Source organism: Sphingobacterium pedocola, assembly GCF_015209965.1.
Taxonomy (GTDB): Bacteria; Bacteroidota; Bacteroidia; order Sphingobacteriales; family Sphingobacteriaceae; genus Sphingobacterium; species Sphingobacterium pedocola.
The window spans coordinates 57,017-83,009 of record NZ_MU158689.1; the positions used below are offsets into that span (position 1 = coordinate 57,017).

At 40.0% G+C, this 25,993-nt stretch carries 23 protein-coding genes; 14 read left to right on the forward strand and 9 right to left on the reverse strand.

What is annotated here, in order from left to right; all coding sequences use genetic code 11:
• Positions 1-132: 132 nt before the first annotated feature.
• The 3 genes from C4F40_RS00230 to C4F40_RS00240 form a co-directional block, all read right to left on the reverse strand.
• Entirely contained in the window at positions 133-525 is a 393-nt protein-coding gene (locus C4F40_RS00230) for a type II toxin-antitoxin system VapC family toxin (protein WP_196937362.1), read from the reverse strand.
• Positions 507-710, reverse strand: a complete 204-nt coding sequence (locus C4F40_RS00235) for a hypothetical protein (protein ID WP_196937363.1) — start codon at positions 708-710, stop codon at positions 507-509. Before C4F40_RS00235 ends, C4F40_RS00230 begins: the two co-directional genes overlap by 19 nt.
• Positions 711-854: 144 nt before the next feature.
• Complete coding sequence (locus C4F40_RS00240) at positions 855-1,295, reverse strand: hypothetical protein (RefSeq protein ID WP_196937364.1); 441 nt, start codon at positions 1,293-1,295, stop codon at positions 855-857.
• Positions 1,296-1,914: 619 nt separating this feature from the next.
• Here C4F40_RS00240 and C4F40_RS00245 point away from each other — a divergent pair.
• Genes C4F40_RS00245 through C4F40_RS00255 form a run of 3 tightly spaced genes read left to right on the forward strand, consistent with a single transcriptional unit; the run spans position 1,915 to position 7,240 of the window.
• Complete coding sequence (locus tag C4F40_RS00245; protein WP_196937365.1) at positions 1,915-2,643, forward strand: TlpA family protein disulfide reductase; 729 nt, start codon at positions 1,915-1,917, stop codon at positions 2,641-2,643.
• An 11-nt stretch (positions 2,644-2,654) separates the two neighbouring features.
• Positions 2,655-5,891: a SusC/RagA family TonB-linked outer membrane protein gene (locus C4F40_RS00250; RefSeq protein ID WP_196937366.1), complete on the forward strand. Its 3,237-nt coding sequence runs from the start codon at positions 2,655-2,657 to the stop codon at positions 5,889-5,891.
• A gap of 11 nt (positions 5,892-5,902) precedes the next feature.
• A complete protein-coding gene (locus C4F40_RS00255) occupies positions 5,903-7,240 on the forward strand; it encodes a RagB/SusD family nutrient uptake outer membrane protein (protein ID WP_196937367.1) in 1,338 nt (445 codons plus the stop codon).
• Positions 7,241-7,318: 78 nt separating this feature from the next.
• Here the strand turns inward: C4F40_RS00255 and C4F40_RS00260 are convergent, their stop codons facing one another.
• The 3 genes from C4F40_RS00260 to C4F40_RS00275 all read right to left on the reverse strand — a co-directional run bounded on the left by C4F40_RS00260 (position 7,319) and on the right by C4F40_RS00275 (position 9,057).
• Positions 7,319-7,681: a hypothetical protein gene (locus tag C4F40_RS00260; protein ID WP_196937368.1), complete on the reverse strand. Its 363-nt coding sequence runs from the start codon at positions 7,679-7,681 to the stop codon at positions 7,319-7,321.
• A 147-nt stretch (positions 7,682-7,828) separates the two neighbouring features.
• Positions 7,829-8,185, reverse strand: a complete 357-nt coding sequence (locus C4F40_RS00265; RefSeq protein WP_196937369.1) for a hypothetical protein — start codon at positions 8,183-8,185, stop codon at positions 7,829-7,831.
• A gap of 428 nt (positions 8,186-8,613) precedes the next feature.
• Positions 8,614-9,057: a TolC family protein gene (locus tag C4F40_RS00275; protein WP_196937370.1), complete on the reverse strand. Its 444-nt coding sequence runs from the start codon at positions 9,055-9,057 to the stop codon at positions 8,614-8,616.
• A 698-nt stretch (positions 9,058-9,755) separates the two neighbouring features.
• On the opposite strand from C4F40_RS00275, the gene C4F40_RS00280 reads away from it, so the two are divergent.
• The 10 genes from C4F40_RS00280 (at position 9,756) to C4F40_RS00325 (ending at position 22,664) form a co-directional block, all read left to right on the forward strand.
• Positions 9,756-10,955, forward strand: coding sequence for a hypothetical protein (locus C4F40_RS00280; RefSeq protein WP_196937371.1), 1,200 nt, complete (start codon positions 9,756-9,758; stop codon positions 10,953-10,955).
• A complete protein-coding gene (locus C4F40_RS00285) occupies positions 10,948-11,535 on the forward strand; it encodes an IspD/TarI family cytidylyltransferase (RefSeq protein ID WP_196937372.1) in 588 nt (195 codons plus the stop codon). Before C4F40_RS00280 ends, C4F40_RS00285 begins: the two co-directional genes overlap by 8 nt.
• A 151-nt stretch (positions 11,536-11,686) precedes the next feature.
• The gene (locus tag C4F40_RS00290) at positions 11,687-12,883 is read left to right on the forward strand and encodes an ATP-binding protein (RefSeq protein WP_196937373.1); all 1,197 of its coding nucleotides are present in this window, start codon (positions 11,687-11,689) and stop codon (positions 12,881-12,883) included.
• A gap of 286 nt (positions 12,884-13,169) precedes the next feature.
• Positions 13,170-13,769, forward strand: coding sequence for an RNA polymerase sigma factor (locus C4F40_RS00295; RefSeq protein ID WP_196937374.1), 600 nt, complete (start codon positions 13,170-13,172; stop codon positions 13,767-13,769).
• Between the two features lie 142 nt (positions 13,770-13,911).
• Entirely contained in the window at positions 13,912-15,093 is a 1,182-nt protein-coding gene (locus C4F40_RS00300; RefSeq protein ID WP_196937375.1) for a FecR family protein, read from the forward strand.
• Between the two features lie 163 nt (positions 15,094-15,256).
• Positions 15,257-18,586, forward strand: a complete 3,330-nt coding sequence (locus C4F40_RS00305; protein ID WP_196937376.1) for a SusC/RagA family TonB-linked outer membrane protein — start codon at positions 15,257-15,259, stop codon at positions 18,584-18,586.
• Between the two features lie 12 nt (positions 18,587-18,598).
• Entirely contained in the window at positions 18,599-20,341 is a 1,743-nt protein-coding gene (locus tag C4F40_RS00310; protein ID WP_196937377.1) for a RagB/SusD family nutrient uptake outer membrane protein, read from the forward strand.
• Positions 20,342-20,359: 18 nt separating this feature from the next.
• Positions 20,360-21,328 (forward strand): BT_3987 domain-containing protein, encoded by a 969-nt coding sequence (locus tag C4F40_RS00315; RefSeq protein ID WP_196937378.1) that lies wholly within the window; start codon positions 20,360-20,362, stop codon positions 21,326-21,328.
• 22 nt (positions 21,329-21,350) lie between these two features.
• Positions 21,351-22,292: a hypothetical protein gene (locus C4F40_RS00320; RefSeq protein ID WP_196937379.1), complete on the forward strand. Its 942-nt coding sequence runs from the start codon at positions 21,351-21,353 to the stop codon at positions 22,290-22,292.
• A gap of 87 nt (positions 22,293-22,379) precedes the next feature.
• On the forward strand, positions 22,380-22,664 hold the full coding sequence (locus C4F40_RS00325) for a hypothetical protein (protein WP_196937380.1): 285 nt from the start codon (positions 22,380-22,382) through the stop codon (positions 22,662-22,664).
• Between the two features lie 389 nt (positions 22,665-23,053).
• Here C4F40_RS00325 and C4F40_RS00330 read toward each other — a convergent pair whose 3' ends face one another.
• Entirely contained in the window at positions 23,054-23,419 is a 366-nt protein-coding gene (locus tag C4F40_RS00330) for a DoxX family protein (protein ID WP_196937381.1), read from the reverse strand.
• Between the two features lie 86 nt (positions 23,420-23,505).
• Here C4F40_RS00330 and C4F40_RS00335 point away from each other — a divergent pair, with 86 nt between their 5' ends.
• Positions 23,506-23,868, forward strand: a complete 363-nt coding sequence (locus C4F40_RS00335; RefSeq protein WP_196937382.1) for a winged helix-turn-helix transcriptional regulator — start codon at positions 23,506-23,508, stop codon at positions 23,866-23,868.
• A gap of 600 nt (positions 23,869-24,468) precedes the next feature.
• On the opposite strand, the gene C4F40_RS00340 is transcribed toward C4F40_RS00335, so the two are convergent.
• Together C4F40_RS00340 and C4F40_RS00345 are read right to left on the reverse strand one after the other, a co-directional pair.
• On the reverse strand, positions 24,469-25,230 hold the full coding sequence (locus C4F40_RS00340; protein ID WP_196937383.1) for a CPBP family intramembrane glutamic endopeptidase: 762 nt from the start codon (positions 25,228-25,230) through the stop codon (positions 24,469-24,471).
• 7 nt (positions 25,231-25,237) lie between these two features.
• Positions 25,238-25,816 carry a Crp/Fnr family transcriptional regulator gene (locus C4F40_RS00345; protein WP_196937384.1) on the reverse strand — a complete coding sequence of 193 codons (579 nt, stop codon included), beginning with the start codon at positions 25,814-25,816 and terminating at the stop codon, positions 25,238-25,240.
• Positions 25,817-25,993: the final 177 nt, after the last annotated feature.

A 25,993-nucleotide genomic window follows, 5' to 3' on the forward strand; every position in this document is an offset into this window, starting at 1 on the left:
TGAAACGAACGTCTTAGGATTTCAGAATAGGTTTTGTGCCGCTTATTATTATCATTGGAAAAACTCCTTCCACACCTTTTTGATGACGGTTTTTTCGGTATCGTCTTTTGGATATCCCCCGCATGAATGCCTTTACTTAAGAGTCTTTGGGTTAAGATACTTCAATGACGGGATTTTTAAGAAATCTTTGTCATTGTCAGCTACTAAGGTAAGTTTATAAACCATAGCCGTAGCAGCTATTAATGCATCTGGCAATTTCAGTTTATAGCTTTTTCTTATCCGAACGGTTTCTTTGATAATAGATTCTTCAATGCCTAATATAGTGGAACCAAGTATAAATTGTAGGTAGATTTCAATATCTAGAGGATTAGTGGGACTCCATACCTTCAATTCTATCTCGGTAATGAATGAGACAATACTTTCCTTATCCAAAATCTTGTCCAGCAACTCAAGACCTTTGTTAGGAAAGGTACCATTTAGATACTTGATTACAGCTGAAGTATCTATCAGATATCCCTTTGCCATTCTTCCCTTAGTTTTTGCAACTGTTCATCTATCTGGGAATCACTCATCTTATCCTGAACTTTTTTACGTAGAGAGGATAGGTTTGTGGAAGGTGTTTTTATCATCTTTATAAGGTTCAATTCTTCAAGCTCCTTCAACAGACGGTATGCCTTCTGATTAGTTAATTCTATTACTAGTTTTTCCATATATCAAATTTACACAATAATTTTCATCTTAATAAATTGTTCTTTAAAGGTGATGAAGCTATCAGATTTATTCATCCCTCTGTGTGGTTTGAATAAATCATGATGGTTTCAATTATCTATTGGACAATAGGATACACAAAAAGATTAATTAAACTCCTCCCATACCTTTTTGACTACAGTTATTTCCTCTGGATTTTTCGTGGTGAGTGCTAGGTGCTTGTATAGTTTGTCGAGATCTTCAAGAACTTCGGCTTTTGGAGAAGCCTTTATCCCTTCCAATACTTTCAGTACGAATGCAGGATCAGATAGCGAAACCACTACCTTGTCTACTTTGTCATGCGAATCGCTGACTTGCCAGTCGTCTGGTGGAGTGATGTCAGATAGTTCGCATCCTAGCTCATCTGCAATTAAGGGATAATCTGCAGAGTTGTATTTATGCACGACTGCAGAACTTTCACACATACCCACATAGCCCTCTGACTTATCAATTTTTTCAGAAAGTTTTCTTGTAGAGTCGCCGTTAACTAGTCTTTTTAACTTTATCCTGTTAATAACATACAGAGATGATTTGTTGATTTTTGCCATTAAGAAGTCTTTATGGCAATAAAGGATTTATGTTTGCGAATTATTGTAAACAAAATTTTGTAAAAATCGATATAATGATTATGTTTGTGTAACGATATCGGCCTTTATAGGATTTATCGCTGTATTATTTGGCTATTGATGCTGGATCTTGCTATCGAAAACGTAGGAAATTTTCATTGTACGCAAGTTCAGGAGATCAATGCCTAATCTCTACCTTTGTAGCAAAAGGAGAGATGGGCATTCTCTTGTTTTCGTACAAAGGTCTCCTACGACCCTCGATAGGAAATAAGGTTTGTCCCATCTCTCTTTTTTTGATGGCACTTCCTTTCATATAGATTCATTGCTCAATTGTCTTGGTTGTAAACTTAATGAGCAATGGAAAAGAAAAAACAACGACTTAAAAATTTGATTGCACCGCCAGAATAATTGACGGAGAAAAGCCAATTTGGCATATCCGGAAATGCGAGAGATAACCTATTAATCTTTTTATGAACTGCAGAAACCGCATTCGGATTTTTTTACAAAACTATTTTTTATACTGTAAGGGAACTTCTAGGAGTTAGGCGTTAGGAGCAAGAGCCGAGCTGTCCTTTTAACCTTTACACTAACCATTAAAAGAATGCGAAAATTACGCAAAGGGGAGAGGTATGCGCTATGGCGAGCGATAGACAATGCCCCATTTAAAACTAGAAGATCGCCACTTCGCTGCGCTCATCGCGATGACGAGCAAAAAAAGGGAATCATGCAATACCTACAGCCGGTAACATATTGCACGAGGCTGGTGACTTTAATAATTTCATTTATATGTGTGTTGTTTAGTGACGCCCAGGCGCAGTCCGCTGGAGAGCGGGCTGCCGAAGGGCTAGAGGAGATTAAGACTTTGGAAATAGGGGATAGGGTGCCCGAAGAATTATGGAATTTACCGTTACCAATGGTAAACCATCCGGACGGAAAAGATACAATCACACTAAAAGACTATCAGAATAAGGTGATTGTATTAGATTTTCTGCACTCGCAGTGTAAGAGCTGCATAGAAAATTTGGCTAAGATCAAGCAGCTGCAAAGTCAGTTAAAAGATAGCGTAAGCTTTCTGATACTTACTAAGCAACGTTCTGAAAACCTCTTCAAAACGTTGAACAAGGAGATCATTTTTTCATCAGCACTTCCATGGTCTTACTCGGCGATGCCTATTGCTACGTATTTCCCATATCGGATTGTGTCTCATTATGTGATAATAAAAAATGGGAAAGTGCGCGCTATAACCGGTTCGTCAAATATAACATACGACAAACTTTTTAGCGTGTTAGAGGGTCTTCCGGCAGATTTTGAATTGAAGTATGACTATTAAGCAATTTAGCGATGGGAAAGATTATTAATACAGTCATATTTATATTGATCGCAACATGGCTGAAAGGACAGGAAGTAACAATCATTGTTATGGACAGTGGTACAAAGGAAGGGCTGTCTGGCGTGGCAATTTATAAATCTCCGGGAAATTCGTCATTCCGAACGAACGAAAATGGAGAAAGAAGTATACAGGTGGATGCAGGCGATTCGATAAGGTTTTCAGCAGTCGGATATGAGCAGCAGAAAATACGGATGACATCAAAAGCAATTAATGAAGGAGTTGTTACCATATTTATGGTAGCTACTGTAAGTGCAATTGAGGAAGTTCAAGTTTATAACACCGGTTATCAGAAAATCAGTAAGGAAAGGTCGACTGGAGCCTTTGAGTTTGTAGATCAAAAGTTATTCAACCGTACCCAAGGAACAGATGTACTGAGTAGATTGGAAGGGATAGTACCGGGTTTACAGTTTGATAAAAGGTCTCAATCTACAGATGTAAAAACAACTACCGCCGATCAATTACAGGTCCGTGGGATGAGCACCCTGTCCGAAGCCATCAAGAGTCCGTTGATCATTCTTGATAATTTTCCATATAATGGAGATATTTTGGATATCAATCCGAATGATATTGAGTCTGTAACAGTATTAAAAGATGCAGCAGCGGCGAGTATATGGGGTTCTAGGGCGGGGAATGGCGTAATTGTCCTCACCACTAAACAGGGAAAAGTGGGTCGAAGCAGCATAGGTTTCACCAGCAACATCCGGCTTTCTGCAAAACCCGACTTATTTTACTATCCAAGCATGAGTACGACAGACTACGTCGATGTCGAGCGCTTTTTATTTCAGAACGGATTTTACAACTCGACGTTAAGAAACCGGACGTCATATTCGGCAGTCACACCGGTGATAGAACTTTTAGAAGCCAATCGCGAAGAGGATATCGATGACGACTATATGGAACAACAGATCGCTTTGTTAATGGCGAAAGATTTCAGGAGGGATATAACGGATTATTTGTACAGCATGCCTGTATTGCAACAATATAACCTGAATTTTAACGGAGCCAATAATCGTGTAAGATATTTGTTTTCGGTTGGACTAGATGATGACGTTACTGCACTGAAGGGAAATAGTTCTAAGCGGATTACACTCAGGAACAACACAGGTATCAATATTTCAGATAAGCTATCGTTGCAATTGGGAATAAATTTTACACATCGGAATGGCACTGATAACTCACCGGGAGATATCAGAAACCTTGAATATGCAAGTGGTAAAAAGCTGTATCCATATGCTGGTTTTTTTAATCCAGATAATGAGTACGATGCGATCGTCAAGAACTACCGAAAGCCATTTATAGATACCGTTGGGCAGGGAAGGTTATTGGACTGGTCTTATAATCCTGTCAGAGAATTAGAACAGGCAGATGAACGCTCGATGAATCGGTCTATTTTATTGAATGTAGGGCTTAATTACAGGATATTAAATGGATTAAAAGCACAGGTAGATTATCAATACGAAGGTAACATCATGAGAAACCGATCTATTAAAAATGAGGAAACTTTCTTCACCAGAAACCTGATTAATCAGTATAGTAACCTTCAAAATGGTGCAATTCAATATACGGTTCCGAGAGGCAGTATTTTGGATCAGGGGGTGGAAGAAATTACGGGGCAAAGTATACGTGGACAGCTTAATTTTTCACGAGTCTTCCGTCAAAATCATGATATAGACGCGCTTATGGGTACAGAATTTAGATTGACAGATCGAAATCTGAATTCGCACCGTACGTATGGATTTAACGCCGGAAATCTTTCATTTTCAAATGTAGATTATGTATCGATCCACAGAAGATGGGGGACGCTCGGAACTGGACGGATTCCTTCTCTCGGACAGATTAGGGAAACATATGATAGAGCAGTGTCACTTTACGCCAATCTTGGGTACACCTATATCAATAAGTATACGTTAACAGCCAGTGCAAGGAGGGATGCTACAAACATTTTTGGAGCCGATTTTAATAACAGGTGGAAGCCACTATGGTCACTTGGATTAGGATGGAATCTCGGAAAGGAAAAGTTTCTAACCGAAATACCGTGGATAGATAGGCTTCGGATCAGGGCGACATATGGCGTGAGCGGAAATACAAACAACACCATATCGGCAGTACCAATCATCAGGATTACTTCGTCCTCGTCAAACCTTATTAATGAATCTCCTGGCGTGTTAGTATCCCCCGGTAATAGGCACCTCTCGTGGGAATCCGTATCCATGTGGAATTTAGGAACAGAATTTTCGGTCCTGAATAATTGGTTATCGGGAAACGTCGACTTTTATACAAAGAAAGCGCAAGATCTGATTTTCCTCCGATCAATGGATCCCACCACAGGACTGGGGGCAATTAATGCCAATTCGGCAAGAACGGGTACCAAAGGAATGGATGCTTCCATTCGAATGCGTTCTACCTTTGGTAGGTTGGGATGGGAGTCGGTGATTATTCAGAGTATCGCTAGAAACAAAGTTATCCAGTTGAATTACGACTATAGCCAGATATCCGGGCTAAGTGCCGCCCTGGGAATGGGAGAGTTTGTTGTGGCTCGCGAAGGGAATGACCCCTACGGTATCTATAGCCTGAAATCGCACGGCCTCGATGCAGATGGGGATCCATTGGGCGAATACAATGGAGAAATTTCGAAAGATTATACCCGTATTCTCAATAGTTCGAGAGATAATGACCTTATCTATCATGGTGCAGCAAATCCCGTCTACTTCGGATCGTGGAGAAATACGTTGCAATGGAGCGGGATATCGTTATCGTTTAATATTATGTACAAAGCAGGGTATGTCTTTAAAAAGTCCGCTATGTTATATACGCTGTTGTATAATAATGGGCAGATGCATCGAGAATTTTCATCACGTTGGCAAGAACCGGGTGATGAAAACCTAACTACAGTCCCATCCATGAGATACCCTGCCGTTGCGGCGAGAGATCAGTTTTATAAGGCTTCATCTGTACATGTCTTACGCGGGGATCATATCAGATTGCAGGATATAAACATGTCTTACAATTTTGCGAATACTTTTGCAAAAAGAATAGGCCTCGAAACCCTTTCAGTTTTTTCGAATGTGAGCAATATCGGAATATTATGGAGAAGGAATAAATACGGTCTTGACCCCGATTATGATCTTGGAAATGCAGTTTTTCCGGTGAATAAAATATGGACTTTTGGCTTGAATGCTCAATTATAAAAACACGATTTATGAGAAGAATAATTTTTATCATCTGCTTCGCGTTAGGTGGCATGTTTACTGGCTGCGAAGAATTTTTGGACAAAAAATCTGATATGTCCTTAACGGTAATCGATTCACCCGACGATCTCTTTGCGTTGATGGATGATATTTCAAGGATGAATAGATCCGCAGTGGTCTTACAGAATGCTTCGGATGAATATTATTTAACCCAAGCGGATTTGAATTCCTTGCCGAAGGAATTTGACAGGGAATCACATGTGTGGGATCTAAAGACTCAGAATGTAGAAGATTGGAATGCACTGTACCATATCGTGCATATATCCAACGTAGTTCTTGACAATCTCGAAGGACTTAATTTACAGGAAACAGATAGGCAATTTAAGGTATTGAAAGGCATGGCGCTATTTTATCGGAGCCATGCTTACTATAATCTTTTGCAGATATTTTCGAAACAGTATAACGAGATGTCTGCAAGTGCCGACCTTGGTATAGTTTTACGAACGAATTCAGATTTTTCTGTAAAATCAAGAAGATCAACTGTTGAGGAATCTTATAAGCAGGTAATTACCGACCTCGAGAAGGCATCTTTGTTGTTGGATCCGCTTTCCGCCTATCGGACGAGACCTTCGGAATGGGCGTGTGAGGCACTTCTCGCGAGGGTATATTTAATAATGGGCGATTTCGAAAAATCGGAAATCCACGCTGCAAGATGTCTTGCTATAAGTGATGTCCTACTGGATTATAATGAAATTCCGAATAATGCAGCTGCACCCTTCCAATTGCTTAATGACGAAATAATATTTTATAGTAATACGTCGGTTGCTATCACTGCCCAAGCTGCCAAAGCGCTAGTGCCTGCTGAGGTTTATAATCAATATGAGGAAGGCGATCTGCGGAAAAGCCTCTTTTTTGATGTAAGAAATGTAGCTAGAATTACATTTAAAGGAAGTTACAATGGTTCGATATATAATGTCTTTAATGGAATTGCAACGGACGAAGTCTACTTAATATTAGCAGAGAGTTACATTCGTCTGGATAAATTGGATGAGGCATTGGAGGTGTTGAACATGCTGAAAAGGCATAGATGGAACAGGGAAAACTTCGAGCTATTCAGCGCTGTTACCAAGGAGGAATGTCTGGATATCTTAAAGACGGAACGACTGAGGCAACTTTTTTTCAGGGGACAGCGTATTATTGATTGTAGAAGGTGGAGAAATTTGGGGGAGAATGTTATGTTAAATAGATTAATAGGAGACATAAATGTGGACTTTGATTTTAGTACAACCGAAATGGTATGGAATATTCCCGATCAGGTACTCAACCTGACAGATTTGTCTCAAAATTAAAAAAAGAATACCCAAAATGCATTTCGCATTTTGGGTATCACTAAGTTAAGCAGTTGCTTTTTAGCGCATCAGTTTAGCTTAGTTTCGGAATTCGACATTGGAAGATTCTGCCGGAAATTCCGTCGGGTTACTCGGATTCTCTTGTGCGAGCAACGCGTTTAGGTCGCTTTGATCGAGTCCGTCCTCTGGATTTTGGGATGGGTTATCGACTTTTATTGCACACAATGTGGTATTACCTTCACAACTTGCGGGAGTTTCCATGTGTATGTAACTCGAGGCGGAGTTCTGCAAGCCTACACCATCATATGCAAACCAAGCTTCTTGAATTAACACTTTATTTTCTTTCTCAACATGTTTAAAAGCCGAGAATCCTACTGTTGCTGTTAGTGCAAGTGCTACCGCGCCTGCTACTGCGATTGATTTTTTGATGAATTTATTCATCCTATGGTCTTTTTTATAATAGCAAAAAAAGGTTGCCTCAAAAAACTTTATGTTAGATATTGATCTCCCATCGTTCTTTAGCGGGGTGGAGTGATCACTAAAGCCCCGGATATACTTTTTACGGGGTATATCAGCACGTATCATAATTTATTCCCATACCGGCCTACCCGGGAAGGGAGCAAACTTTCTTGGAAACCTTTTATGAACAACTAAAACAATATGGTAGACCGGTATCGAGACTAACAATAGGAAGGTACGAAACAGCTTGATGGTTTTTTTATAGCGTACCGCTGTATCGATTGGGCTGGTTGGGCCACTCAAATACCAACCGAGGGTCGATAACCCCAATAACACTATATTCACCAACAGGTGCCATTCCCATGATAGTCCAGAAAATACCGAAGCGTAATAACAAATTAAGCCAAGGGCAATGCATACCGTGAAGATCATCAGCCGCTTGGCTGATCTGATGTAAACAATTATATGTTCTGCTCTTGTTTTCATTCTTGCTATATCTTTATTTCTAGATACGGTTACTTAATTAGTACCGATTGTCTAAAACAAAGGTATAGCACAAATTATCGGTGGACTTGTCCAGTTCCGATTTCTTGATTTAACAGGTTTTGGAAAGTAAGATGGTTTTGTGGTTGGTCTGGGGTTACATTAAGGAAGGTAGAGGTGTCTGTCCTGGTCAAATATATTTTCTACTTCGGTATCTTTTCACCACGGTAGCGTCTTATTTAGCCATAGTTACAATGTTAAGTCTGCTTTTTAAAAAGAGCGTAATACAGGATGCCAAAACAAACGGAAATGTAAGTTGTGTAATAGTAAACTTCGACATTATTAAACTAATGGCAAGCGATAACAATACGGAAATCAACACCCAAATACCATCTTTAATCTGGTGTCCCGCAAACAGGTTAACAATGGCATCAAAATAAAGTGAACCGCAGTGATTTCGTTAACCGACTAACCTCCAGTTCGCTACTTTCTACGTTGAGCAATGTATTTTTAATCTGGTTAGATCTTGTGAAACCCTGGAAAAGCGTCGCGTTCATTCTGATGCTGGCATTTGCGTTGTTAGACCATCTATTGCCTGTAACGAGCTGACCCGCTATCTGGTCGAAAGCCAATCCAAGGTTGTAGTTATGGCCCGCACCGAGCGATAAAGTAGGCAATAGGCTGTTTTTTGCATCGATACGATCCTGTTGTGAAAGCAGTAACTGGATCCGCGCTTGTTTGATATCGATATTCTGTTGCGCTAAGAAGGTGTAGGCATGGTCTAGGGCAAGGGTTGTTTGTTGTGAATAACCTATCTTCGAAAAAAATAGTAATATTGTTATTTGATATAATAAGATGCTGTATTTTATGAACATAATATTGTTTTTTTTAAGATTTTCCTTCTTAGTTTCGGGACTTACACAAGAACTGGAATCACCCTTTATCGGAATCAAAATGATGCTATATTAAAAAGTGTTTAAATTTTTTGTTAGAATCTCTGTATTAGCCTGATAGATATCCTTGTTTTGTTGGGACAGGAGTTGCAGGGGCTTGCTTTATATTAAATTGAGCTTTTGAGAAAAACTAATCTTATTTAAAGAAGGTAAACAAAAAATCAATAGTACCCTATAAAAAACTGCTTCAAAAGATGGGTTTATTCTTAATTTTCATTTAATGTATTAGATTTTTCCTATAGAACGTTTTAAAAATAATTTCCGGTATATTTGATAGCAATTGAAACGGTGAATAGTAGGGGAATGTAGTATTGTGATTATTTACAACGGTTCTTCTCTTTCTCATGCTGGTAAATACGATGCGTCAACTGATACCTACGACGCCAAAGGGGGGGGAGCACCCACTATATCCGTACAGGTATGTCCGAAAATGACTTTTATCGGCCATATGATAATGATAATAATCCAAACAATGACATCAATTATCAACAGGGGTCATCTACCCGTACTGTTTATTATAAGCAAAAAACTGGAGCTGGATATTAAGGTGTAATTGGTTCCATAAATATATATCACGGCAATTATGCCCGATTAGTTATAACATTAACAACAGAATTCTGATGAAAAACCTGCTATTTCTTCTTCTTATTTTATTCGGGGTTCAAGCCTACTGCCAACAAGAAGAAAAACTCCAAAAGAAAACCTATACTGCGCAACCAACAGTATATGGGAATTTCGAAGATTTTGCATACGTAGTCGACGGAAAAATTATTGAGAAAGGAAATTTGATTAACTATGCTGGCGCAACACTGGACTGGATATATCCCAAAATCATTATGTTAGAGGATAATCAGTATCCAGGCGCGGTATATTTTCGTACAACCGAAGATCCGTCCTATCCATCTCCATATGGCGATGATCCAGCATGGTTTATTAATGGGACGCAAGTCAGCCCGTTTGATATCCGTACCTCGCGGCCGGAATGCTACACTCGAATTGAGAAATTGTTGCGCGATACCGTAATCCATGGCACGCGCTACAATGGCTCCATCTATGTAGATACCGATGAAGATTTTTTTGGTAGGAGAATCGCTTTGTCGAAAGCACTAGAAATGTATTCCGACCGGTTTTCTGAGCGGGCGATCGTCCACTATTTTAGTGCGAAGTCTCCTTTTAATTCGCGCCCGGCCTTCGGGGTGGTCATTCAATCCAATTTTCCTATCTACCATGTTCTCAAAGAAGATATAGGAACCCTAAAAACTAACCGTATCCAATTTGCAAAGAGCGAACAGTATGTTTTTCACTTAACAGATAATGCATATACACGAGTAGATTTTTCGAGTAAATGGATGAGTAGCCTCAAAGCCCATAAGATTTTTGAAGATCCGTTATCCATGGATACGGATTGTCCCTGTTACGATGCAAATTATGATACTGTAAACATTGATAAACGTGCATTTCGCTCGGCGGAGCTCATGCCAGAACCCTATGGAGGAGAAGAAGCTTATTTGAAAAAGCTATCGAACATGATGAGGCTACCTACTGAAAAGGCTTTAATTTCCCCAGTTTCAGATTCTATTACCGTACGATTCATCGTAACCCGAAACGGAATGCTTGCGGGTCTGGAAACCACTAGCATCGAAAAGCCTGCGCATACAGCGATCTTATCTGCCATAAAACGACAATCATGTACCTGGTCTGTCGGCATAACCAGTGGACGCCCCATGAGGAGTGTCCGGAAAATGACAATTTTTTACAGCAAAGATCGAGATGGAGGTATTAAGTCGCTGGATAACCTTGAATACAAATACGATGATTAATAAGCAGGCGGAAGTTTTTATGAATAATCCCAAAGCATATGCAATTATATTAGCATCAGGCATAGGCAACAGGTGCAAAGGAGACCTTCCAAAACAATTCACTGAGATAGCTGGCAGACCTTTGTTAATGCATACGCTGGATGTATTCCATCATTGTCCACTCGAAGTGGAAATTATTCTCGTCCTTCATGCGGAATACATTGGGCTTTGGGAGAAGCTGTTGGAGCAGCACGATTTTGAGGTTCCACACGAAATAGTATTGGGCGGTAAGGAACGCTGCCACTCCGCACAAAATGCGCTGAGTACTATCCCCGAATGCGACGATGCACTAATAGCCATTCACGATGGTGTCCGCCCTTTTGTTGCCCAAGATGTCATTATACAGGCGTATGCGAAGGCAAGACTATACGGAGCGGTAATACCTGCTATCTCTACTGTTAACCCCATTCGTTTACGTAAAGACGACGAGTTAGTGTGTCTCGACCGCACTTTTGATCGCTCAAATATACTTACCGTCCAAACTCCTCAAGTTTTTAAATATGGGATACATTTACCTCGTCTGGGACATATAATTCCCTGAATTTTATTTAAACCTGATGTTATTCCAGTTTCGCGCGGTGTAAGAGACTGTATAAGTAGCTAATTCTTGTCTATCACAGTGAACGATTTTGTTTATTTTCGTTTACTATAATAAACAATATTTGTTATATTTGTTTATTACAGTAAACGAAATGGAAGAGCTAATAGAATTATTTCAACGAAAACTCAGGCATGTAAGTGTTGATTTCACGCGCAGTCTAATGCAAGAAGTCAACTGGAATGCGAGGTTAATCGGTATAAAAGGAGCTCGGGGCATCGGCAAAACAACCTTGCTCCTGCAACATATCAAGCTGCACTTGTCTGATCGATTAGACGAAGTGTTGTATGTAAGTTTGGATACGATATGGTTCAACACCAATTCATTAGTGGGGCTGGTTAAAGAATTCGAACAAAAGGGAGGGAAATACATATTCCTGGATGAAGTACACAAATATGATGGCTGGGCGCAGGAATTGAAGAATATATACGATGACTATCCTGAACTGAAAATCGTTTTTACGGGGTCGTCCTTATTAGAAACCTTAAATGCACGGGCAGATCTTAGTAGACGGGCTGTGATCTATACTATGCAGGGGTTTTCATTTAGGGAATATCTGGCTATCGAAACAGGTGTTCGATTGGAACGGATAACCTTAGTCGATTTATTGGCGCAACATACAGACAAAGCCAGGGAAGTAAATGAGCGGATCAAGCCTTTCCAGCATTTTTCGAACTATCTTCAACACGGTTATTATCCCTACTATAAAGAACAACCCGATCTCTATTTTATGCGTTTAGGAGAGGTGTTAAATATGATGCTGGAGATTGAATTGCCGCTATTACGGCAGATCGACCTCGCTTATGTGGCTAAAATTAAACAGCTGTTAACGATCATTGCGGAGTCCGTACCCTTCATCCCCAACGTTAGTAAAATAAGCGAAAAGATAGGGATTAACCGCAGTACCTTGTTGTCTTATCTGCACTATCTGGATGAAATAGATTTAACCACTAATCTTTTCAAATACGGAGAAGGAATTAGTCTGTTGCAAAAGCCATCGAAAATTTATCTCGAAAATACGAATCTTATTTATTTGCTGGCAAAGGAAAATGCGAATCGCGGAAATCTTCGTGAAACGTTTTTTGCTAACCAAGTTGGGTATGCGCACGACCTCAGCTATGCCAAACAGGGAGATTTTACCGTGGACAATCAATATACCTTTGAAATTGGTGGTAAAGATAAAACAGAAAAACAGATTAAAGGAGTTGATAAGGCATATATCGCTTCAGACGACATCACGCACGGTTTCCATCATAAGATCCCATTATGGCTCTTTGGTTTTTTGTACTAATAGAGCTGATGTCTTCCTATGATCATCTTGTCTTGACCCGCTAAAATATGCGTTGGCATATGTTGATGGAATAGATGTTTATATATTTGTATATGTTACCATCATCTAGAGCAACGTTCTCACCGACTTCTTCAACGACAACAGCTGGTTATTTATGAGATGCGTATTGCGTACGGCTGTTTTGCTACACAAAGGGACATGCCGTACTCATTGCTTAAATGACCTAATTTGGATATAATGAATCGTTTATATACCTTAGCGAGGTTAATGTGTTTCACCTAAACGTATGAATAAGGAAGATCAAGTTGAAAAAATGCTTTTGTATCGTCTTCGGGAAGGTGACGACAAAGCATTTGAAAAAATCTACCTTCGATATAGGAAAAATATTATTATACAAGCACATAGACTGCTTAAATCACCAGATCTCGTGCAAGAAGTTGTACAGGATGTTTTCACCAAACTATGGTCAAATAGGAAACAAATTGATCCCAATCAGGTATTCGAAGCGTATCTCAACCGCATAGTTCGCAACCATATTATCGATTTGTTCCGGAAGATGAAGCGCGATCGAATGCTGAAAGATCAACTAATCCATGCACTTAATGAATCCTATGACCACATAGAACCACTCTTATTTCAAAAAGAGAACAAAAAGTTAATCTTCGAAGCCTTAGCGCATCTCCCTGCGCTGCAACGTGAAATTTTCGTTCAGTTCAAGATCGAACAAAAAAGCTATAAAGAGCTAATGGAAGAGTTCGGGCTGACTAAATCTTCTGTAAATTCTCATATTTACCGGGCCAGCCTGTTTTTAAAAGAATATTTACAGAAGCACAGCAGAGAAGATCTAATTCTGATTCTTATATGGGCTATTTTCACGCAAAAATAAGCTAAGGACTATCCTGTGTCTTTCCAAAGAATTGGACGTATAAAAAAAAATAAAAATTTCGCGTACTTTTTTTCTGACAAACGTAATGTATTATGTAGGCAGGAAAGTAAGTGTGTGTCTATGTACTACCGGATTACAAATTATGAGTAAAGATTATCTTCAGACATTAGTTGAAAAATTGATCGCCAATGAAATCACATTGGAAGAATTGGATCAATTGATAACAAAAAATACGGATTCTAATTACCGCAAAGTGATGGAAGAAGTGATCGATGAAGTGCTGCTTACTACGTCGGACGATGACATAAATGTTGAAGACTACGAGGAAATGAGGAAGAAAATCGATCAGTATGTACTGAAGATACCTCAACGATCAGCGAAAGTAGTTTATTTACGAAAGATCTACTGGTGGGCGGCGGCTTGTTGCTGTTTAATTGCAACTGGTATATACTTCTACAGCTCAAACAATGTCTTCCAGGGAGCTGATCGATCGACCTTTGCGACGCAAGATAAGCCAGGGGCTGATTCTTATATGTCTTTCGGAACGACAGATGTATTATCGCTGGATAGCCTGAAATCAGGAGAAAGAATCGTTAGAGATGGTATGGTGTTAACCAAAGATGTAGATGGAGGCATTATTTACGAAGCGACTGATGAAGGGTATGACGTAGCGCCAGTAATGGTGTCGATTGTAACAGCTGCAAAGGACACCTATAAGATTACCCTGCCTGATGGCTCTAAGGCATGGCTCAATGCACAATCTTCTTTACGTTTTCCTTCTCGCTTTACGGAAAGCGAACGAAACGTAAGTGCTACGGGGGAACTTTTCTTTGAAGTTGTGCCGGCCAAGGACGCGGATGATAAGTCGTTTGTAGTACAGTCGGACAAGCAGCGGATTAAGGTGCTCGGAACGGCATTCAATCTAATGGCTTATCCTGAGTCGGGCTATACGATTACCTCATTGATAGAAGGAAAAATCGAACTCCAGGTTAATGGAACGAAAGCTATTTTGGCGCCCGGACAGGAAAGTGTGCTTGATAAAGCGGCTCATAATCTCGCAGTACGTCGTTTCGATGGAGAGCAGGTACAGGCCTGGCGTAAGGGCTACTTTGTTTTTAAGGAAACTCCACTGCCAGAAGTGCTGGGGCAACTTGCAAAATGGTATGGGTTTGATATCACAGAGTCTGCAATACAGCCATTTAATGCTTCTGTAACGGCAACGATAAATCGAAATATTCCGATTTCTTCTGTCTTGAAGGCACTAGAAGAAATTACACCCTATAAGATTATAATGAAAAATAATATACTCACATTAACTAAATAGCACAAGAAAGGAGGTACGTATAACCATGATAACCTAAATATGTGATAAGACTAAATGAAAAGAAAAACTCCGATAGCAGCTTGTAAACCTAAACATCTGCTAATGGTAAAAAACTAACGAACAATTAACCGGGTACCAATAGACTAAAAATGGTATTAAATAAATGAAGACAAAAAGTACATGCTTAAGCTCGCTGTTTAAGAAAACAGTCACTTGCCTTATTTTCTTCCTTGTGTCGTCTCAAATATGGGCAACGACAAGGGCACAGACATTCTCTTTTAAAAAAGATCAAGCTTCTATAGCTGAAATTCTTCAGGAAATCCAGAAGCAGACGGATTATAGTTTTATGTATAACTCCGAAGACCTTAAGAATTTCCGTCGACAAAATGTGAACTTCCGAAATACAAAAATTGAGCTGGTATTACAGCACGTCTTTGATCAGGCAGCTATAGAATATAACATTAAAGATAATTTAATCACGTTGTATAAAAGAAAAAGCACATTGAAGGCCATAGAGCGACAAGATACCGTGGTGCTTAGAGGTAAAGTAGTGAATCCAGATAACATACCGCTAGAGGGTGTTTCTATACAGTTAAAAGATGTAAAGAAGCAAACCAGTACGAATAAAGACGGTGATTATTTTATAGAAACTGGACGGTTGAATGGGGTATTGGTATTTAGTTATGTGGGATATAAGGAACTCGAAATACCGATTACGAATTCTCCGATTATAAATATTACGCTAAGTCCCGATTCTTCTTCCCTGGATGAGGTCGTCGTAGTAGGGTATGGCACACAAAAGAAAATCACATCTATTGGTGCCCAATCATCGATTAGACCCGCAGATTTGAAGCAACCCGTCGGGAGCCTTTCTAGTGTGATAGCAGGACGTGTGGCGGGTGTTATCGGTGTACAGCGGAGCGGAGAGCCAGGGTATGATGCATCTAATATATATATACGCGGTATATCTACCTTTACCAGTAGCAGTCCATTGGTTTTGGTGGACGGAGTCGAACGTTCTTTCAATAATATTGATCCGGAAGATATCGCCAATTTTACAATCTTGAAAGATGCATCGGCGACTGCTGTATACGGTATGCGTGGCGCCAATGGTGTTATCCTCATTGAAACAAAGCGTGGTAATGCCGGTAAAGCAAAGGTCAACGTACAGTACAATCAAGGAATCACACAGTTTACAAAAGTTCCTGAATTTGCGGACGGCGTGACCTACCTCCAGATGGCTAACGAAGCGTATGCGAATTCCTACCCCGGAAGACTGCCTCTCTACAGCGAAGAAAAAATACAAAATACGGTGAACGGTATTGATCCGGATTTGAATCCAAACATCGATTGGTTTGGCGAAATGTTCAATGATTTTGGGCAGAATAGAAGAGCTAACGTTAATATGAATGGCGGAACGGAAAGGGCAAAATACTACTTATCTGTAGGTTATTACGATGAAAACGGACTTTACAAAACGGATGAACTGGCGCAATACAATTCTAAAATAAAGTTTACTAGGTTGAATTTTACAAGTAATCTTAACATGATCTTGTTTAAAGATACTAAAGTCGATTTCGGCGCGATGGGCTTTGTTACAAATGGTAATTATCCGGGTACGAGCGCGGGTGATATCTGGGATGCGGCATTCATTATGCCTCCCACGATAATACCGGTTAGGTATTCGAATGGACACATCGCGATGCCCCGTGGTGAGGTGCGCAACCCATATGAAATGCTGACGCAAAGTGGGTATGTCAATAACATCAATAGCCAATTATGGTCAAACATTCGGGTGACTCAGCCATTGGATTTTATGCTAAAAGGATTAAGTGTGTACGGCATGTTTTCATTCGATAACTATAACGCGCATCAGATCTCACGAACAAAGACGGTGGATACTCACTTTGCGACACACCGAGACAATAACGGAGAACTGGTGTTTGAACAGACGCGGATTGGATCTAGCTATTTGGGGTATGGACGTACTAATGGAGGGAATCGTCAATTGTATATGGAATCGGGATTGAATTACCAAAAGATATTTGGTAAACATGATGTAACGGGTATGCTTTTATACAACCAGCGGGATTTTGTCGACGCATTTGCCGGCGACTTTATCTCGTCAATTCCATCTAGACTGCAAGGTGTCGTCTCCCGATTTACTTATGCATACGACGACCGTTACTTGGCGGAGTTTAATATCGGATACAACGGTGCGGAGAATTTTAAAGAAGGAAGTCGTTTTGGTTTCTTTCCTTCTTACGGACTGGGTTGGGTTGTATCTAACGAGCCCTTCTTTGAACAGGCAAGTAGATATGTACAGCTGCTGAAAGCACGTGCATCGTACGGTGTTGTAGGTAACAGCAACATTGGTGGTCGTCGGTTTGGTTATTTGGCTACCGTGATGGGGGCCACTGGCTATTCTTTTGGTCAAACTACGAATAACTCTTTTAACGGTCTTGATATTGGGGATTATCCGATTGACGTCTCTTGGGAGGAAGCAAAGAAAGCCAATTTTGGTATCGAATTAAAAACGCTTGGAGGGGGACTCTCGGTCATCGCGGATTATTTCTTGGAGAATAGGGAGGGTATATTTTTGCAACGCGGCGACTTACCCAACTATACTGGGATTCGAAACCGTCCTTATGGTAACTTGGGGGCTATCTTCAATCACGGTATCGATGGAACAGTAGAATTTTCAAAAGCTGTTGGCCAAGATCTTTTTCTTCAGTTCAGGGGAAATATGGTTTGGAACCGTGCTACGATTAAGGAAGATTCTAATGCGCTATGGCCATATCCTTGGCAACAACGTATCGGACGAAAGTTTGGACAGCGGTTCGGTAAAATAGCACTAGGTCTGTTCCAATCGGAAGAAGAAATAGCCAATAGTCCGCAACAGACGGGTGATATTCAGCCGGGCGATATCAAATATAGGGATCTGAATGGCGACGGTCGTATCGATTCGTACGATGAGGCACCTATAGGTTATGGTTCAATGCCTGAAATTGTGTATGGTTTTGGCCCATCGGTTACTTACAAAAACTGGTCTTTTGGGCTCTGGTTTAAAGGTATTAGTAATGTAGATATATCTACAAATGGAGAAGGGATGCAACCTTTTCAAAAGGAGGGGGCACGTGGTAACTTATTTAGTGATATTGTTGATCGTTGGACACCGGAGACGAATCCTTCAAACCCGACTTATCCAAGACTTACTTATCCTTCTACAAGCAATAGCAACTACGAAAACAGCAGTTGGTGGATAAATAATGGTGCATTCCTCCGCCTGCAAAACGTGGAGGTCAGCTATACGTTTAAAGATAAAGGTTGGATGAACAAAATCGGACTTCAGAATTTCAGAATATATGGCATTGGATACAACTTGGCGACATTTAGCAGCTTTAAGTTGTGGGATGTCGAACTGGGGGATGGTAAAGGAGCTATGTATCCGTTGGTGAAAACATATAATATTGGCATAGATTGTCGTTTTTAAAACCTAAATGAAATGAAAAAGATATTTAATACGTTTTGTTTGTTTGTATTTCTGTCTGTATTTCAGGCCTGTGATTCATTTTTAGATCAGGTGCCTGACGATCGGCAGACTATTGAAGAAGTATTTCAAAAAAAGAGGCCGACGGAAGAGTTCCTTGCCAATATCTATAATTCCGTTCCGGACGAAAGTGATCAGTGGAATGGCCACCCCTGGATAGGTAATGTCGATGAAGTTCATATCGCATGGGCTAAATGGACGATCTACCAACTTAATATTGGAAATTGGACGCCAGGCAGCAGTCCCTTTTATAAATGGCAGGGATACTACAATGGTATACGCTCGGCTACTTACTTTATGAATCATATCGATGGAAACACCGAAATATTGAATATCGATGGGCAGTGGCTCATCGACCAGTATAAGGGCGAAGCCCGATTCCTGAGAGCCCTGTATTATTTTTTGATCTTGCGGCAGTATGGTCCATGTATTTTGCTGGGTGATAACGAAATTCCGGCCGATGCGACAAATAATGACATCCAGCGGGCACGTGCAAGTTTTGATGAATGTGTGGAGTATATTGCTGCCGAATTTGCCGAAGCAGCAAAGATATTGCCGATCGTGAATAGTCATGAACGTGATTTCGGCCGCGCTACAAAAGGAGCTGCCTTGGCTTTTAGAGCACGTTTGTTGCTCTATGCCGCTAGTCCCCAGTATAATGGAAATACGGAGCAGGCCTCTTTTAGAAATAAGGACGGGACACAGCTCATTTCTCAGGTTTATGATAGAGAGAAATGGAAACGGGCAGCCGATGCCGCCAAAGAGGTAATTGATCTCAAGACCTACAGGCTTTACGAAGACCCTAGTCAAGACCCAGTAGCTTCTTACCGTGGCGTATTGCTGAACCCATGGAATTCAGAGGTGATATTTGCGCGGAAAAATAATGGCTTATGGAATTGGGATTATAACTGTTCGTTGCGCTCTGCCGGAGGATGGAATGGTGTAGCTCCTCTCCAAGAGATGGTAGATGCTTATTTTATGAAAGATGGAAAATCGATCCGCGAATCTGATCTGTATGAAGGCAACGGATTTACGGACGGAATTTATAATATGTACTTGAACCGTGAACCAAGGTTTTATGCTTCCATCTTATTTCAAGGAACCACGTACAAAGGCGGAAATATCACTAGAGATCCCATTACCGTCGAACTCAATTATTCGGGAAGAGATGGGAAGCGAAATGGAGGTGAAGATTACTCACATACGGGGTACCTCGTGTTGAAAGGTGTGTCGCCAGAAACGAATAGACTTACAGGTGTTAGCGCAAGTAGACCTTATGTCTTAATGCGATTGGGAGAGATATATCTTAACTACGCGGAGGCATTGGCGGAGTATGGTGCAAATGATGCGGAGGCCTTAATCTATCTAAATTTTGTCCGTAAGCGTGCCGGAATTCCTGAATACGGGACAGCCGGCCTTCCGGCGCCAGCAGGAACGGAACTCATCCAGAAAATTAGGGATGAGCGTCGTGTAGAATTGGCATTCGAGAGCCATCGCTGGTTTGATGTACGCCGGTGGAAAATTGTGGAAAGCGTGATGGGAGATCAGCATGGTATGAATATCGACGGTGATGGTAACGATTTTTATAAGAGTAGGGTCGTAGCAAACTACGCATGGCGGAAGGCCTATTATTGGTTCCCACTTTCACAATATGAAATGGACAGAGGTCTGCTTTTGGTGCAAAACCCAGGTTGGTAAAACTAAATGGATAAAAAAATGAAGTTAATTATTATAAATGGCCTAATCATGGTCCTCTTCGTCTGTATGTCGTCGTGTGAGAAAATAAATATACCCAAGATGGCTGAGATAGACGACTACAATTTAGTGTACATGCCTGCGGCTGTAAGCCCGGTTGTAAAAGCACTTACACATAAGGATACTGTTTATAAAATAACCTATGGAGCCGGATTCGGCGGTGGCGGACAATATCCTTCAGAAGGTATCGTCGTTCATTTTGAAGTGCAGGCAGACTCGGTAACAGCCTACAATAGAGTAAACGGTACCGAGTATGAGATTCTGCCGGAAGAATGCTATGAATTGGCGACGTTAACAGCTGTTATTGCAACGAATGCGGTTTCGACAGAGCCGTTGTCTATTTCGGTAAATCCGTCTAAGGGGATGGATCTGTTCAAAACTTACCTTTTACCGGTCTCCATCCGTGCGATAAGTGGTAACGCCCAAATCAATCGTAATCTGGCAACAGCGTATTATCAGGTGAGATCATCACTTAACCTAGCTGATTTTGATGATTTCGACCGCAGTAACTGGCAAATTAGTGGGATGTCTTCTGAGGAAGAAAGTGGCGAGGGACCAAATAACGGCCGAGCTGTCTTTGTCTTGGATGATGATTTTTCCACGTTTTGGCACACCCGCTGGAATGGTGGAATTGCACCGGCACCTCACTACCTAGCCTTTGATATGGGGGAATTAAAAACGCTGCGGGGGATCAGTGTTGTCGGTAGACCTGGCTCCACTTCAGGGCGGCCCGAGGTTATACTGATAGAAGCGCGTACACAGGCTGATGCGGAATGGACCGAAGTAGGTACTGTATCGCTCAATAATACAAGTGATATACAGCGCCAGTTTTTTAACACATCGCATGAGGCACGACAGGTTAAAGTTACAATCGTCAAGAATTTTAACAACTTGCCATTTACACATTTGGCTAACCTGAACTTTTTTTAAAAATTAAAACCAAAATCAAGAGATGAATTTAAAAATTTGGATAGCGCTACTTGTCTTGGCAGCAACCTTATCATGTAGTAAAAATGCTGTATCACAGGATGACAAGAAAATAGAAGAGGAAAAACCGGAGAAAAATATACCTCCTGAAACAATACAAGAATTTTGGTTGGAACACCGTCAGTTGGTGTCGCGCGTGTACTACGATGATTCTGTCGCGATCTATTATGATAACGAGATGCCACGAAATATCAGTTGGATTGCGCCTTTTACTAAAAAGGTATGGAGCTACGTGGTTCAAACCTATGGCGATTTGCATGGCAATGCGAAGGATAGACGGCTGTATGGCATTTTTCATAAAAATAAATATGGCGGAGGCCACCCCTTCTTCTACGACAATCCCGACCATGGTTACATAAGCGGAATTGATATAGGCTCTTCGGGAGAGGATGCTTGGGTGAATAAGGAAGGTTGGAATATCGATATCATTGCGCATGAGATTATCCACCATATCGAATTCGTATCGCATGGTAAGAGCGGATCGCCCTCTCGAAAGTGGTGGGGAGATAGTAAAATAGCCGAAATCATCAATTATGATATTTACATGAATATTGGTATGCCCGAGGAAGCTGCACGTATTTACAACAATGATATCAACAAAACTGATGATTTTCCGAGTGAAAGAACTGCCTGGTTGAAAAATTGGTTTTGGCCGATTTATACGAACTATGGGAAAACCGAAGTGTTACAGCGGTATTTTAAATTATTATCTGATCGCTTTCCGCAGAATTCGAGCGGAACCTACACCCGAGATATGAGTTTTGGTGAGTTTATTCATTTTTGGAGCGGTGCGGCAAAAGTAAATTTGAAAAATCAGGCCGTCATCGCGTTCGGATGGAACGATAACTGGGAACGTGAGTGGAAACAGGCACAAAGTCAGTTCCCTAATATCGGATACACCTACTAAACCCACGGAGCGATACATTAGAGCCTGCACAAAATAGCTTTTTGAACAGGCTCTAATTATTATAAAGATTGTTTATTACCTATACGAATGCATATTATTCATACTTTTTTTTCCATCCTGATTTTCTCTATTCATATCTCAACCCTTTTTGCTCAGGATATTGATCCTGACGCACTCTATAAAATTGTAAGTCCCTCGGGTTATGTATTTGACAATCGAGATAGTTTCGAAGATAATGCGACGATTATCCTCCGCCCAAATCAAAAGGGGAGCATTTACTTCGTAGGAGCTCATTCCGTTCGGTTAGAGCCATGGTGCTCGTTACCCCTGCTTTACCTTTGCTTAGGCGCTACCTCACCTTTTCTTGGATAGCCCTAAGATACGACTAAGATAATACTAAGGCAATCCTTATATAAGGGGCGAAGATGGTTGCCTATTGGTTAGGAGAAAAGCAGAAGAAAAACCTCGTTTCCTCACTGTCGGATTTACCAAACTATTGCAATCATGTGCTAATCCGGAAGCAACTGATAGATGCTGCCGGACCCCGGTGTGACTTGTACTCAAGTCAAGAATAATTAGTTTTTGATCTGTACCTAGATCAAATGTACATATGGAAGCTCCTCTAGCGCGAGCATCAGTGTAACGGTGCCCGTGCTTAAGTAAGGTCACGAGCAGCGCTTTGCTTATGCTCGCGCCATAAAGGAGTTGTACGGATCGTAGGCAAGCTGCATTTTGGTACGACACCAGGCGAGCATCCTTTATTATAAAACTAAGGTAAAATGTTTATCGGTATATAAAATAACTACGGCGGCGATACACCCGAACAATGAACTGTAGAAATATTGGTAATCATGATGCGCAAAATGAACCATTAAAGCTCCTACAGCAAACAGGAATAGCCATATTACAGCAGCATTTTTGAATTCATGATGGAATATACCAATGATTAAAGCGACCACACCTAGAAGCTCGGCATAGCCAATAAATAACGTCCAATTTTCATTGAAACCTAAATCTTTCATTCCATCCATCATACTTTGTTTCTTAAAAACTTTGAAAAGACTCGCGTACCCAAATAGGTATACATAATACGTAAATGCGGCCCAGTGAATAATTTGTATAATCATAATCTCTTTTTTTTACTAAAGTATTCTGTACTTTTATAATAGACAAGTACGTACCAAATAGTCTGGTACTAACAAAAAAGTTAAAAATGAGAAAACAGAGTTCCAGTAATACCATTAATAAAATAAAATTAGAGACTAATTGCGGCATGGCATATACGATTTCGGTATTGTCGGGAAGATGGAAGCTAAGTATTTTGGGTTTTTTGCTGGATAACGGTAAACTAAGATACGGTGAACTGAAAAGAAAGGTGATTGGAATATCTGAAAAGATGCTAATTAATCAGCTAAAAGAACTTGAGGGGGATGGCCTGATCAACAGAATTGCGTATCCGGAAGTTCCACCGCGAGTGGAGTATGAACTGTCGGATAAGGGAAAGACCTTAGAGAATATACTCGTTCTGATGTCGAGTTGGGGAGAGGGAAATACCGACAATCGCATAAAAACCTGACAGTTTACAAAGCTAAAGGCTAGCGCTGGAATATTTCCGGTGCTGTATGTTTCTTTCCTCATTTCCAGCGCTAGCAAAGGCTTTTTTAGTCAGTTTGTCAAGGCTAAAATTAACGAAAATAGTGTTAGAAGGATTGTAATTGGTGTAAATAGTCTTTGTTCTATTCTATCTTTTGAAATTGCGTTACCAAATGTATTGAATAGAAATAGAGCAGTCATAATCCATAAAAGGATTGTCATTACTTTACGGGGAAAATCAATCGCTAAAAAACTTGATTGTACCAATATTATCAACAGAAAAAATAGATTTATTAAAATTGATACAGTTTCAAAGCGATACATTTCTTTGTCGGACTTTAATCTTCCACTCCAAACAATACTGTATGGAATGATTTTCAGTATTATTAAAAAATGAAATACTAAAAAAACGGATAGGATAATTATCAATCCGTATTGAGCAATAATTATCATAGTTAATACCAATTAAATCCAATTATAAACATATTTGAAATGCCTTCTCTTTGCTCATTGTACTTGTAGTTTGCCCGGCAGAACGCCTGTCAAGAACAGCCGTTTTGTGGCTGTCCTTCAGTCTACTGTGTCATAATGTATTTTGTTTAACATTCATCATCATCAAAGCTGTAAAAATAATGATGTCCTGGACAAAATGTATTGTCCACGCAATTGAAAGTCCTTTTGTTTCTATTGTAGCCTTACACAAAATATAACCTAACACGCCTGACATTAAAATACCGATAAATCCGCTTGGATTTCCAAAATAATGAGGTAGTCCGAATAGTACAGCTGACATAATCAATATAGTCAATTTAGAATAATGGCTAAAAAGTCCGCCAACAATGCCGAAACGGAAAATCATTTCTTCGGTCAACGAGTTGGTCAATGAAAACAGCAATACCAAAGGGATAAAACTCCATTGAAAATTGTCAATGCTGTTTGTGTATTTAATAGCTAAGAACATAAAAATACCTGTCGCAATACTGACAAATAACAGCAATTGAAGTCCGCTTACCATCCAAGAAGATTTGCCGTTTATTCCGAGCCATTTTTCTTTTTCGGCAATGTTACTAAGTTGCCCTATGTTTAGAAACTGTTTGCTTTCGGGATTTAAAATCAGAATAGCTATCGTTGCTAAAATTCCGACTGTCAAAGCAAAAAACTGATATTTTGCCAAGCCATTCACAAAACTGTTCGGATGAATTTGTAGCGTAATTTTATTAATAAAAGTTCCTGCAGTTAATAACAAAACGGTTGCAATTACTACAATTAAAAGCGTGTAAAACATTTTCATATCAGATTTATTTTCTTCAAAGATCTGATTGAAAAATACTTTATCTATTACCATACGATAATTAATGTTTTGTTGCTTGCTCTTTTCTTATTCTACTCAAACTTTGCGGTGTTATTCCAAGATAAGATGCTATGTGCTTTTGTGCAATTCGTTGATGAATATTGGGGAATTTTGTTTGCAAGATTCTGTAACGTTCTTCTGCGGTCATTGTTAGGAGTTCTATTTGTTGTTGTTGCTTTTCTACAAATGAGGCTTCGGCTGTAATTTGCATAATAATTTGTCCAACTGATTTGCTGCTTAAATTATAGAAATTAGTACTTGAAATTCTAATCATTTCAGATTTTTCAAGTGCTACCACTTCTAATTCAGTTGGTTCTTTTGTTAGTAGTGACATATAGTCGCAACAAGCACTATTTTCAAAAGCAAAGTCAAGGCAAACAAAGTTGTTTTCTTTCCACAAAAAAACTCCTGCACTTCCCTTAATTATGAAGTAAAAATATTTTTCTTTGGTGTTCTGCTGTTTAATCACTTCGTCTTTTGCAAAAAAGATTGGTTCACAAAATCCGGCAAACTCTTCCCAGACGTCAATTGGTGCATTGAAGTATTGGTCAAACGATTTTTTTAGAATTTCTGTAAGCATTTGTTTATTCAGCTAGCTGGTTGTTTTGTAGTTAATTTGAGTTCATAGGTGGCGACACTTAAAATAATCAATAATTCAACAATAAAGTATATAAACCCCAATAATGTGATGCTACTTGAATTTTGAACTATTTGGAAAATTGTAAATATGCAATAAATGATATTTAAAACGGCGATA